The sequence below is a fragment of the Pilimelia terevasa genome (assembly GCF_014647915.1).
Taxonomy (GTDB): domain Bacteria; phylum Actinomycetota; class Actinomycetes; order Mycobacteriales; family Micromonosporaceae; genus Pilimelia; species Pilimelia terevasa.
Genome location: NZ_BMQC01000007.1, coordinates 202,347 through 214,697, shown reverse-complemented (window position 1 = coordinate 214,697; position 12,351 = coordinate 202,347). Strand labels below are relative to the sequence as shown.

10 protein-coding genes are annotated in these 12,351 nt (G+C 76.8%); 2 read left to right on the top strand and 8 right to left on the bottom strand.

Features of this window, described 5'->3' with window-relative positions:
• Positions 1–21: 21 nt before the first annotated feature.
• Positions 22–2,151 carry an amino acid adenylation domain-containing protein gene (locus IEY75_RS12205; RefSeq protein ID WP_189114395.1) on the top strand — a complete coding sequence of 710 codons (2,130 nt, stop codon included), beginning with the start codon at positions 22–24 and terminating at the stop codon, positions 2,149–2,151.
• Positions 2,152–2,238: 87 nt separating this feature from the next.
• Here the strand turns inward: IEY75_RS12205 and IEY75_RS12200 are convergent, their stop codons facing one another.
• From IEY75_RS12200 to IEY75_RS12180, 5 genes are all read right to left on the bottom strand, one after another.
• The gene (locus tag IEY75_RS12200; RefSeq protein ID WP_189114394.1) at positions 2,239–2,826 is read right to left on the bottom strand and encodes a GTP-binding protein; all 588 of its coding nucleotides are present in this window, start codon (positions 2,824–2,826) and stop codon (positions 2,239–2,241) included.
• Between the two features lies 1 nt (position 2,827).
• On the bottom strand, positions 2,828–3,193 hold the full coding sequence (locus tag IEY75_RS12195; protein WP_189114393.1) for a DUF742 domain-containing protein: 366 nt from the start codon (positions 3,191–3,193) through the stop codon (positions 2,828–2,830).
• A 55-nt stretch (positions 3,194–3,248) separates the two neighbouring features.
• A complete protein-coding gene (locus tag IEY75_RS12190) occupies positions 3,249–3,653 on the bottom strand; it encodes a roadblock/LC7 domain-containing protein (RefSeq protein WP_189114392.1) in 405 nt (134 codons plus the stop codon).
• Positions 3,650–6,847, bottom strand: coding sequence for a sensor histidine kinase (locus tag IEY75_RS12185; protein WP_189114391.1), 3,198 nt, complete (start codon positions 6,845–6,847; stop codon positions 3,650–3,652). Before IEY75_RS12185 ends, IEY75_RS12190 begins: the two co-directional genes overlap by 4 nt.
• Positions 6,848–7,365: 518 nt before the next feature.
• A complete protein-coding gene (locus tag IEY75_RS12180; protein ID WP_189114390.1) occupies positions 7,366–8,541 on the bottom strand; it encodes an adenosine deaminase in 1,176 nt (391 codons plus the stop codon).
• Between the two features lie 72 nt (positions 8,542–8,613).
• Here IEY75_RS12180 and IEY75_RS12175 point away from each other — a divergent pair, with 72 nt between their 5' ends.
• Positions 8,614–9,507, top strand: coding sequence for a putative RNA methyltransferase (locus tag IEY75_RS12175; RefSeq protein WP_189114389.1), 894 nt, complete (start codon positions 8,614–8,616; stop codon positions 9,505–9,507).
• Positions 9,508–9,533: 26 nt separating this feature from the next.
• Here the strand turns inward: IEY75_RS12175 and IEY75_RS12170 are convergent, their stop codons facing one another.
• From IEY75_RS12170 to IEY75_RS12160, 3 genes are all read right to left on the bottom strand, one after another.
• Positions 9,534–10,214: a DUF4272 domain-containing protein gene (locus IEY75_RS12170; protein WP_189114388.1), complete on the bottom strand. Its 681-nt coding sequence runs from the start codon at positions 10,212–10,214 to the stop codon at positions 9,534–9,536.
• Between the two features lie 118 nt (positions 10,215–10,332).
• On the bottom strand, positions 10,333–11,631 hold the full coding sequence (locus IEY75_RS12165) for a thymidine phosphorylase (RefSeq protein WP_229789591.1): 1,299 nt from the start codon (positions 11,629–11,631) through the stop codon (positions 10,333–10,335).
• Positions 11,604–12,332 carry a cytidine deaminase gene (locus tag IEY75_RS12160; RefSeq protein WP_189114387.1) on the bottom strand — a complete coding sequence of 243 codons (729 nt, stop codon included), beginning with the start codon at positions 12,330–12,332 and terminating at the stop codon, positions 11,604–11,606. The genes IEY75_RS12165 and IEY75_RS12160 overlap by 28 nt, the downstream gene beginning before the upstream one ends.
• Between the last annotated feature and the right edge of the window lie 19 nt (positions 12,333–12,351).

Below are 12,351 nucleotides of genomic sequence, written 5' to 3'. Positions count from 1 at the left end.
TGTCGGGGAGGAGGCGAGGGCGTGGCAACGGTCCGGGTGTACTGCGGCCTGGCCGCGACCGACGGCGCGGGGGGCGAGTCCCCCGCCGACACCCCCCTGACCGCCGCCGTGGTCGACGCCTCCGGGCGCCTCCTCGACCTCGTGGAGGTCGCCGACGACACGGACGGCTACGCCGGGCTGACGGCGCTGCTCGCGGTACGCACCGCCGGCAGCGCCGAGCTGGCCGTCGCCGCCCAGCGGGGCGAGTTCCTGCTCACGGGCCTGCTCAGCGCCGCCGGACAGCCCGTCGCGGTCGCCGGTGACGAGGCCACAGGCGACCACGCCGAGCGCTTCGCCGACGACGACTCGGTCGCGGAGATGGGGGCCGCCGACGGCGAGCGCCGGGCCGTCGGCCTGGCCCGCGCCGTCCAGGCCGGCGCCCTGTGGGTCGCCCACCTGCCGCCGCCGGCCGAGCTGGCCGGCGCCGCCCCGCTGCTCCAGGCGCAGGCCGTCCTCGTGGCCGCCCGGCAGTCCGCCAGCCAGGCGCTGCGCGAACTGCTCCGGCAGCTCTTCCCCGCCGCGCTGCGGGCCTTCCCCGACCCGGCCGCGCCGGCCTGCCTGGCCGTCCTCGACGTCCTGCCCGAGCCGAGCATCGCCCGGGCCGCCGCCGTGGGCGGGCGGGCCGGCCAGGCGGCGCTCGCCCGGCTCGGCGCGGCGGAGGGCGTGGACCCCTCCGCCCTTGAGGCCGCCGTGACCGCGCTGCGGGTCGCGGTCTCCGAGGCCGAGCGCGGCGACGCGACCGGCGCGGAGACGGCCGCGCTGATGGTCCGGCAGGCCGTGTCGGCGGTCCGGGCCTACGACGAGGCCCGCCAGGCGGCGGTCGGGACGCTGCGGGCGCACGTCGCCGGTGCCCGGTTCCAGGTGCGGCGCCAGGCGCTCAACGCGCCGCGCCGCGCGCCGGCCGCCGAGTTGTCGGGCCGCGGCGGCCGGGCGGGCCGGTTGACCACGCCGCCGACGCGCGGGGCGGCGCCGGCGGAGTTCCGTCCGGCCGCGGCGGCGATCGACGTCTCGGGGCCGGTACCCACCCAGCGCGGGACGGGCAGCGCGGTCCCGCCGCCCCCGCCGGTGCCGCGCCGGGTGGCCGAGGAGGCGCCCGCGGCCCACCTCGGACCGGCCGAGCCGGAGCAGCCGTTCCAGCCGCGGCTCACCCGCGCGGCGATCGCCCGCTCCCGGACCGACCGCCGGCCGCTCGACGCGGACGACGACGCGGCTGCTCCCGCGCCCCCGGCCCTGCCGCCGGGCCCGGCACCGCTGGCCCGGCCCTCGGTCGCACCGGTGCCCCACGGGCGCCCCGCCGACCCGCCCGCGCGCGAACGCTCCCTGGTGGACCGCGCCAACTGGCCGCTGGTCGGCTCCGGCGACCCGCAGGACGACTACGCGCGGCCGTTCACCGCGCCCGCGCCGCCGCCTCCCCCGCCGCCGAGCGCTCCCGCCCCGCCGCGCCAGCCGACCTTCACCGGCCGGGTGACCCCGCCGTGGCAGGCCGACGACCTGCCGCCGGAGCCGCCGTCGCTGCGGCTGGTGGAGCCCGCCCCGCTGGACGACAGCGCCCTGCACCGGGAGGGGCCGGCCGCCACCCAGCGCATCGAACTGGGGGCCGCGTACCTGCCGGCCCGCGCCGCCGACAGCGCCGGACTGCGGGTGGTGACGCCCCCGCCGCCGCCGATCGAGCTGGCGGCGGCGATCGGCGGCGAGGGCGACGGCGACCTGCTGATCTTCGCGGCCACCCGGTCCGCCTGGTTCACCGGGCGGGACGCGACGGCCAGTGACGTGAGCTGGTCGTTCATGGCCGACACCGGCTGGCGGGCGGCCGAGGAGGCAGCCGAGCCGGCGACCGGCGCGGAGACCTCGGCGGGCCTGCCCCGACGGGTGCCGGCGGCCAACCTGGTGCCGGGCTCCCCGTTGCAGGAGGAGCGGCCGCTGCGCATCGTGCGGGACGCGTCGAGCATCGCCGCCCACACCACGGGCTACTTCCAGGGCTGGCGCCGCGGCCAGGAGATCGGCGGCTACGCGGTCGGCGGCCGGCCGGGCCGGGACAACACCGAGGGCTGGGACTTCAGCCGCGCCCCGCACGGGGACGAGGGCGGGCCGGACATCAGCGCCTACCGCTGAGCCGCCCGGTCACAGGAGCCGCACTCCCCGCCGGGCCGTCGGTCCAGGCTGGGTGCAGCAGCCCGGGTGGCGGCGCCCGGCGGGTCGTCAGGCGTGCGAGACGGCGCGCGAGCGGCGCATACTCAGGACGTACTCCACCAGCGAGATCAGGGTCTGCTTGGTCGACTCGCGGTTGCGGGCGTCGCAGGCGACCACCGGAACCTCCGACGGCACGGCCAGCGCGTCGCGGACGTCGCGCGGGTCGTGGTGCTGCATCCCGTCGAAACAGTTGATGGCGATCAGGTACGGCAGCCGGCGGTGTTCGAAGAAGTCGATCGCGGCGAAGCAGTCGGCCAGCCGGCGGGTGTCCACGAGGACGATGGCGCCGATCGCGCCGCGCACCAGTTCGTCCCACATGAACCAGAAGCGGGTCTGGCCGGGCGTGCCGAACAGGTACAGGATCAGGTCGCGGTCGATCGTGATCCGGCCGAAGTCCATGGCGACGGTGGTGGTCGTCTTGCCCGGCACGTCGCTGGTGTCGTCGACGTCGACGCCCGCGGCGGTCATGACCGCCTCGGTGGTCAACGGCGTGATCTCGGAGACGGAGCCCACCAGCGTCGTCTTGCCGACACCGAAGCCGCCCGCGATAACGATCTTGGCCGACGTCACCCGGCTCGCACTCGGGCGACGGGCCATGTCAGAGTCTGCGTAGTCCACTCAGCACCCTCTCCAGCAGTTCCGTGCCCACCGCGTCATTCCCTTCCTCGATCGAGGTCGGTTCGTACACCGCCACCAGTCCCTCCGCCGCCATGTCGGCGATGAGGACCCGGGCCACGCCGAGGGGCAGCCGCAGTTGCGCGGCGACCTCGGCCAGGGACTGGACCCGCTCCTCGCACAGGCCGGCGATGACCCGGTGCTCCCCGCCCCGCCCGCCGCCGTTGCGGCCGCGCTGGGTGGTTTCGACGAGCGCCTCCAGGGCGATCTCCAGGCGCGGGCGGGTGCGGCCCCGGGTGACGGCGTACGGGCGCACCAGCGCACCGGTCGGCTCACCGCGGTCGTCCATGGCTGCCGTCACCTCCTCCCCACCCTCCGCGTGTCATCCGCGCCTCCGGCGGATGTCAGCCCATCATCCCGGCGGCCGGGCGGGGCGCCGGCGTCAGCGCCTCGCCCACCCGGTCGACGAGCAGGGCCATCTCGTAGCCGACCTGGCCGACGTCGCAGCTACGGGCCGCGAGGACCGCGAACGAGCTGCCGTCGGAGATCGACATCAGGAACAGGAAGCCGTTGTCCATCTCGACCACGGTCTGGAGCACCGCGCCGCCCTCGAAGCAGCGGGCGGCGCCCTGGGTCAGGCTGACCAGCCCGGAGGCGATCGCCGCCAGTTGGTCGGCCCGGTCCCGCGGGAGGTCACGGGAGGCCGCCAGCAGCAGCCCGTCGGCCGAGACCGCGACCGCGTGGGCCACGCCCGCCACCCGGTCGGCGAAGTTCGCCAGTAACCAGCTCAGGTCCTGCGTCGATGTCATACGTCACGCTCCTTGCCAGACTTCCCGGACTGCGGCCCGGCGTTCGGCGGGCTGGGTGTCGTCAACTCGTCGGTGGGCTTGGTGCGACCGCGCTGGACGCCGCGGTGGTATGCGGAGAGTAGCCCGCGCACCCCCTCCGGCGTCCGCCGCTGCTGCTGCGCCGCGGCGCTGTCGGCCTCGATGCCGCCGGGCACGAGCTGCGCCATCGGCGTGCGCCTGGGCAGCCCGGCGTCGGTGGTCTCGGCCGCCGGGGGCTCGTTGACCGCCTCGGCGGCGCGCCAGCCGTCGTCGGCGGCGGTGCGCCACACCGGCTGCTCGGGCCGCGGCGGCGCCGGGCTCGACTCCTCCCACCCCGCGGCGGGCGCGGACTCGGGCTCGGGGACCTCGGCCGGCTGCTCCTGCGGGTACGGGTCGGGCAGCGGGCCGGCGTCCTCGGTGGAGGCGGGAAGGGCGAGCGCGCCGTCCGGGCCGTCCGGGTGGGTACGGAACCACACCGACTCAAGCTCGCGGAAGATCGGCAACTCCACGGTCTCCTCGGCCACCGGCAGCGCGGGTACCCCCGCGGGGGCCGTCAGGCGGGGAAGCTCGGACGTGTGCTCCAGCACCGCCCCCCGACCAGCGGCGGTCGTCGCGGGCGGGCCACCGGGCACTGTACCCGCAGCCGTCGCCGAGGCGGGCAGCGGCGGCCACACCGGCGGCCGCTCCTCCTCGCGCTCCGGCGAGTGCCCGTTGTGCCCGTTGCGGCGGGCGTCGTCCGTGGTGGACGGTCCGGTGTGGTCCGGGCGGCGCGGCGCGGGGCGGGGGCCCGGCTCGGCCGCGGGGGCCGGCGGGGCGGACAGCCGCGGCGGCGTCACCATCGGCGGCGGCGCCCCAGCGCCGGGCGCCTCCGGCGAGCCGGCCTGGCGCGGGATCAGCGGCCCGCCGCCGGAGGGCACGGTGCGCTGCGGCAGTGCCCCGCCGTTGAGCGCGGCGGCCGGCTGGAGGGCGGGCGGCCTGGTGGCGGGCGGCGCGGCACCGGTCAGGTCGGCCCAGGCCGGCACCCGCGACGGCGGCTGCGCGACCTCGGCCGGCGACCTGGGCGACGCGGCGGGAGCCGCCGGGCCGCCGGGCTGTGCCGGGCCGGCGGACTGCGCCGGCACGGTCGGGCCGTCGGCCCGGCGCGCGGCGGCCTCGGCCCGGCCGCGCGAGGCGGCGGCGGCCGCGGAGCTGGCCGGGATCCGGTGCTCGCCCCCGCCCTTGAGCAGGGCCGCCGGCACCAGCACCTCGGCGACGGTGCCGCGCTGCTCGCCCTTGCGGAGCTGTACGCGGACGCCGTGCCGGTTGGCCAGCCGGGCGACCACGACGAGGCCCATCATCCGGGACACCGCGACGTCCACCTGCGGCGGCGCCGCGAGCCGGCGGTTGAGGTCGGTGAGCTGCTCGCTGCTGATCCCGATGCCCTTGTCGGTGACCAGGACGACGACGTCCTCGCCCCGGTTGTGCGCCTCGACGCCGACCTGGGAGTCCGGCGGCGAGAAGGCGGTGGCGTTGTCGAACAGCTCGGCGACGAGGTGCACGACGTCGTTGACGGCGTGCGCGGCGACCCGCGCCTCGGTGTCCACGTCGGCGATGTCGATCCGGGTGTAGTGCTCGACCTCGGACTGGGCGGCGCGCAGCACGTCGGTCAGCGGCGCGGCCTCCCGCTGGACGCGGGTGGAGTCGGCACCGGCGAGGACGAGCAGGTTCTCGTCGTTGCGGCGCATCCGGGTGGCGAGGTGGTCGAGCTGGAACAGCTCCGAGAGCCGGTCCGGGTCCTCCTCGCTGCGCTCCAGCCGGTCGAGCTGGCCGATCAGCCGGTCGACCAGCGTCTGGGACCGGCGGGCCAGGTTGACGAACATCGTCGCCACCGAGGCCCGCAGCGCGGCCTGCTCGGCGGCGGTCTTGACGGCTTCCAGGTGGACCGCGTTGAACGCCTCCGTCACCTGGCCGAACTCGTCCCGGCTGCGCACCGGCAGCGGTTCGGCGATCTGCAGCGCCGCCTGGGCGGGCGAGAGGTGGGCCGACACCGACGGGTCGCGCAGCCGCGCGACGGCCTGCGGCAGGCCGCTCTCGGCGATGGCCAGGGCGCCGTGCTTCAGCTCGCGCAGCGAGCGCGCCATGGACCGGGCGACCAGCCAGGCGAACAGGACCGCCAGCAGCAGCATCCCCAGCAGCAGGCCGGTCTCCAGCAGGACCCGCTGCCGGACGTCGTCGCGGATCGCCGTGGCGGCGACGAACGCGTTGGCGTCCAGCTCGGTCTCCACCGTGCGCAGCAGCTCGCCCTGCTCGCGCATCGCGGCGTCCCACTCGTCGGAGGTGAAGTCGCGGTCGGGGAGGCGGGAGTCGGCGCGCTGGCTGTTGAGGTACCCCCGGTAGCGCTCGGCCTTGCGCAGGCCCGAGCCGGAGACGGTGCGGTCGAACAGGTCCTTCTCGGCCCGCGAGGCGATCGTCTTGTACGTCGCGGCCGCCTGCTCCTCGCCCGTCTGGGTGCTGAGGAACTCCAGTTGCAGGCGCGGGGTGAGGACGCCCTGGCCGAGGATCTGGTGCACGACGACCCGGCGCTGCGAGACGAAGTCCTTGATCCGGGAGACCTCGGCGGCCGCGCGCATCTGGTCGTTCAGCTCGTTGTCGCCGGCCAGGTGCGCGCCGGTGTCGCGGATGGCGATGAGGTAGCTGAGCAGCTCCTCGTAGTCCTGCTCGGCCGAGCTGAGCGGCAGCGCGCCCGCGGTGACCTTGGTCCGCAGGGACGCCAGCGCGCCGACCTCGGCGTCGATCTGGTCGAGCAGTCCGCGGACGTTGGCCGGGACGCCGCTGACGGCGTTGCGGCGCTGGGCGTACGGCGTCGTCGCGGCGCCGACGGCCTCACCGGCCGCCTGGTACGCCTGCTGGTTGCGGGTCTTGGCGGCCGCGTCGCGGGTGGACATCAGCATCGCCGCCATGGCGCGCTCGTGCTGGAGGTCGTGGACGAGGCGGCCGGCCGCCTCGGAGAGCGCCGCGAGGTTGCGCGCGCGCTCGGCGGTGGTCTGCGTCTCGATGTGGCCGATGAGCCCCGCGGTGCCCACGACCACGGTGGCGATCGTCGGCACGATCATGATGAGCCCGAGTTTGGCCCAGATGGGGGCGTCGCGCAGCCTGCTCATCGGCCGGCGAAGCCGCGACCTTCCGGTGTCGGACACCGTCGGCTCCCTGCTCACGTCACCGCCCTCCCTGGCCGGCTGGCCCGGCCCGCCCGGGCCGACCGAGCGCACCCGTCGCCGGGCACGTCGTTTCCGTACCGCGTTGTCACCGCGTGGTCCGCCGCGCGGGGCGGGGCCGGTGGTCCCGACGCCCGCCGCGGGGCATGAAGATCGACCGGCATGAGGGCGCCGGACCCAGGAATTCCACCACGTCACCTGCCAAAGAGAAAGTCCACGGCAGCGGGAAGCGCGGACGCCACAGATACTTCCCCATTTACCGTCTAAATCAGATATGTCATCTGGCACGCCACCCTCTGTCCAGGACACTCGCCGCCATAACGGACCAATGACGAGGGCAACCTACGCACCGTGTCCACCCGACAACCCTCAGCGGCGACCGGCGGCGCGACCGGGCCGGCGCGTTCGGACCGTAAAGTCATCCGCCGACCACCGGACGGGCAGCAGATCGTCACCGAACGGTCGCCCCGCCCGCCCGTAACCCCGGGCCGGCCGGCGCGTTAGTGCGCCCGGCGGGCGTACGCCGGCTTGACCACCTCGTCGATCAGCGCGAGCCGCTCGTCGAACGGCAGGAACGCGCTCTTGAGCGCGTTGATCGTGAACCAGCGCAGCTCCGACCAGCCCCAGCCGAACGCCTCCGCCAGCAGCGCGAACTCCCCCGACAGCGTGGTCCCGCCCATCAGCCGGTTGTCGGTGTTCACCGTCACCCGGAACCGCAGGTCGTGCAGCAGCTTGATCGGGTGCGCGGCGATCGAGCCGGCCGCGCCGGTCTGCACGTTGGACGACGGGCACAGCTCCAGCGGGATCCGCTTGTCCCGCACGTACCCGGCCAGCCGGCCCAGCGCCGGCACCCCGCCCTCGGCCGGTACCGCGATGTCGTCCACGATCCGCACCCCGTGCCCCAGCCGGTCCGCGCCGCACCACTGGATCGCCTGCCAGATCGAGGGCAGGCCGAAGCCCTCCCCGGCGTGGATCGTGAAGTGGAAGTTCTCCCGCTGCAGGTACTCGAACGCGTCCAGGTGCCGGGTGGGCGGGAAGCCCGCCTCGGCGCCCGCGATGTCGAAGCCGACCACCCCGGCGTCGCGGTACCGGACGGCCAGCTCGGCGATCTCCTGCGACCGGGCCGCGTGCCGCATCGCGGTCAGCAGCGTCCCCACCCGGACCGGCCGGTCCGCGCCCGCGGCGCCCGCGGCGAAGCCGGCGAGCACCGCCTCGACGACCTCCTCCAGCCGCAGTCCGGTCTCCAGGTGCAGCTCGGGCGCGTACCGCACCTCGGCGTACACCACGCCGTCGGCCGCCAGGTCGGCGGCGCACTCGGCGGCCACCCGGTACAGCGACTCCTCGGTCTGCATCACGGCGACCGTGTGCGCGAACGTCTCCAGGTACCGCTCCAGCGACCCGGAGTCGGCCGCCGCCACGAACCAGGAGCCCAGCGCCGCAGGGTCGGCGGCCGGCAGCGGGTGGCCGATGGCGTCGGCCAGCTCCAGCACGGTCGCCGGGCGCAGGCCGCCGTCGAGGTGGTCGTGCAGCAGCACCTTCGGGGCGGCGACGATGTCGGCGTACGAGACGTCGGCGCCCGCGATCGGCGCGCCGTCGGCGGGGCGGGCGGCGCCGGGCGGGGGCGCGGCGGCGGGGGGACGGGTCCGCGGAGCGCCCGCGGGGGAGGCTGCGACCATAGGCTGAGCGTAGACGCAGAACCGCCGCCGGCCGCCCGATCGGCGGCCGGGAACCCGATCCGGCGGAGGACGATGGACCCCGACATCACGGCCCACCTGCGCTGCCCGGTCTGCCGCGGGGAACTCGCCGCCGGGCCGGCCGCGGGGTCCGCCGCGCTGGGCTGCCCGGCCGGGCACCGCTTCGACCTCGCCCGCCAGGGCTACGCGAACCTGACCGCCGGCCGCGCCCCGCACACCGGCGACACCGCCGCGATGGTCGCCGCGCGCGCCGACTTCCTGCGCGCCGGCCACTTCGGGCACCTGTCCGCCGCCCTGGCCGCCGCCGCCGCGCGCGCCGTCGGCGAGCTGCGCGCCGCGCCCGGGGCACCGCGCGCCCCGGGCGGCGGCCGGGTGGCGCCGCCGCTGGTGGTGGACGCCGGTGCCGGGACCGGGCACCACCTGGCCGCCGTCCTGGACGCGGTCCCCGCCGCGCGGGGCCTGGCCCTGGACGCCAGCAAGCCCGCGCTGCGCCGCGCCGCGCGCGCGCACCCGCGGGCCGCCGCCGCCCTCGCCGACACCTGGGGCCGGCTGCCGCTGGCCGACGGCTGCGCCGCGGTGCTGCTCGATGTCTTCGCGCCCCGCAACGGCCCCGAGTTCCGCCGGGTCCTCGCGCCGGGCGGAACCCTGCTGGTGGTGACGCCCGAACCGGCCCACCTCGCCGAGGTGGTGGCCGCGCTGGACCTGCTGCGGGTGGACCCCGACAAGCCGGCCCGCCTCGTCGCCGGCCTGCCCGGCTTCGCGGTCGGGGCCGGTACCGTCCACACCGCCGACCTGGCGCTGACGCACGCCGAGGTCGCCGCGCTCGTGGCGATGGGCCCGAGCGCCTGGCACACCGACCCCGCCGCGCGGGCCGCCCGCCTGGCGGCGCTGCCGCCGACCGTCCACACCCGCGCGTCGGTCCGGCTCACCGCCTTCCGTCCGGTGTGACCGGCCGGTGTGGCGGCACCCGGGGCTCAGGTGGACAGGTCGACCTCCTCCCAGCCGGCCGGGCCGTCGTGGTACGGGCCGTGGAAGATGACCGCCCACTCCAGCGCCCACCGGCGCTGGCCGATCGTGTTGGCGTCGATCATCCCGGGCAGCCGGGCGCCGATCCGCTCGGCCTCCAGGTAGCCCCAGTCCAGGCAGTAGTACAGGTCGAGCACCGCCGCGACCTCGGCCGGGTGGCGGGGGGCCAGCAGGGTCCGCGAGCGCCACTGGTTGTACGACTCGCCCTGGCGCAGGTCGGGCAGCAGCGTGACGAGCTGGTTGTCCGAGGGCCGGGCCGGGTCGAGGTGCTGGCAGATGCCCAGCAGCCAGGCCAGTCCGTAGACGGCCTCCAGGTGCAGCACGAACGCCCGGTGGTCGCCGATGCCGGCGGCGAGGAAGTGCCACTCCGGTTCGGTGACGGCGTCCATCAGGTGGGAGGCGAGCAGCCAGCCCATCGCCGCCTCCTGGGGCAGGCCGAAGCAGCGGGCGAGGACGACGTTGAGGACCGCGAGCCGGGCCTCCATCTCGGCCGCGGGGCGCAGCTCCACGGTGTCGCCCGGCTCCCAGACCAGGGGGAAGTGCGCCGGGGGCGCGGGCAGGCACAGCCGACGCAGCTCGGACTGGCTGGCGGCGCGTACAGCCCGGGGGTGGTGTACAGGTACGGGCATCGTCATGGTCGCCTGCCGCTGGTGGGTCGAGATAGGCGGCGAGCCTATCCGCGCGAAGGGCCGACCGACCTCAGCCGAACGCATGATCTCCAGACGATCGTCGATGTCCCCGCACCGGTCAGGTGATCCGCTCCAGGACCAGCGGCGCGGGCGGCGGGGCCGTCGGGCCGACCCGCACCGCCTCGGCGACCCACCCGGCCGGTCCGGCGAACCGGGCCGGGTCGTCGGCGTGCAGTTCGGCCAGGACGTCGCCCGCGCGTACGCGGTCGCCGGGCCGGCGGCGCAGCAGGACCCCGGCGGCGGGGCTGACCGGATCCTCGCGGCGGGCGCGGCCGGCGCCGAGCTGCCAGGCCGCCCGGCCGATCCCCGCGGCGTCCACGGCGCCGACCACGCCGTCGGTGTCGGCCCGGACGTGGGCGACGTGGGGGGCGCGCGGCAGCGGGGCGTCGGGGTCGCCGCCCTGGGCGCGGACCAGCCGCCGCCAGCGGTCCATCGCCCGGCCGTCGCGCAGGGCGGCCGCGGGGTCGGCGTCTAGCAGGCCGGCGGCGTCGAGCATCTCGCGGGCCAGTGCCAGCGTCAGCGCCACCACGTCGGCGGGGCCGCCGCCGGCCAGCACCTCGACCGACTCGGCCACCTCCAGGGCGTTGCCGACGGCGTGGCCGAGCGGGGTGGACATGTCGGTCAGCAGGGCGACCGTGGTGACGCCGGCCGCGGTGCCGAGGTCGACCATCGTCCGGGCCAGGGCGCGGGCGTCGGCGCGCTCCCGCATGAACGCCCCGCTGCCGACCTTGACGTCCAGGACCAGGGCGCCGGCCCCCTCGGCGATCTTCTTGCTCATGATCGAACTGGCGATCAGCGGTACCGACTCGACGGTGCCGGTGACGTCGCGCAGCGCGTACAGCTTGCGGTCGGCCGGGCAGAGCCGCTCCCCCGCGGCGCAGACCACGGCGCCGACGTCGCGGAGCTGGGCGAGGAACGCCTCGGCCGGTACCGCCGCCCGCCAGCCCGGGATCGACTCCAGCTTGTCCAGGGTGCCGCCGGTGTGGCCGAGGCCGCGGCCGGAGAGCTGCGGTACCGCCGCCCCGCACGCGGCCACCAGCGGCGCCAGCGGCAGTGTGATCTTGTCGCCGACGCCGCCCGTCGAGTGCTTGTCGACGGTGGGGCGGCCGACGCCCGACAGGTCGAGCCGGGTGCCGCTGGCGATCATCGCCGCGGTCCACCGGCGCAGCTCGCCGGGGGTGAACCCGCGCAGCAGGATCGCCATCGCCAGCGCCGCCATCTGCTCCTCGGCGACCGCGCCGCGGGTGTAGCCGTCGACGACCCAGTCGATCTGCGCGTCGGTCAGGACGGCGCCGTCGCGCTTGGCGCGGATGACGTCGACGGCGGCGGTCACCGGACGGCCCCGGTGGAGGTCCACGCCTGCGGCACCTCCGGCGGGGGCGGGCCGTCGCCGGCCCAGCGGGCGGCGCCGAGGTCGTCGATCACCACGACCCGCGGGGTGCGCGCCCTGCCCCAGGCCACCGCGTCGGCGATGTTCCCCCAGTTCGGCGCCTCCTCGATGATCCGCGGGCCCGTCTTCTGCGGCGGCTGCCCGGGCTCGTCGCGCTCCCAGTACCCGGTCCACATCTCGACGCCGTGGACGAGGTCCGGGTGGATGACGGCGGTGCCCTGGCCGCGCCAGGCCGCGAGCCGGCCCGGCACCACCGGCGCCAGGTCGGCGTCCGGCCGGCCGGCGTCCAGGTCGGCGACGTCGAAGGCGTGCGGCAGCAGCGTGCCCAGCGCCCGCGGTGCCGTCGGCGCGTCCACGAGGCAGGCCGCGCCGCCGTGCTCCCACAGAAGCTGGCGGCAGCGGCCGCACGGCATCACCGGCTCCCCCGCGCCGTCCACGCACGAGACGGCGACGAGCCGGCCGCCGCCCCCGGTGTGCAGCGCGCCGACGAGGGCGCACTCCGCGCACAGGGTCAGGCCGTAGCTGGCGTTCTCCACGTTGCAGCCGGCAACGACCCGGCCGTCGTCGACGAGGCCGGCGGCGCCGACCGGGTAGCGGGAGTACGGCGCGTACGCCCGGCGCATCGCCGCGGTGGCCGCGGCGCGCAGGTCCGCCCAGTCGATCCCCATCCACCGACTCTAGCGCCGC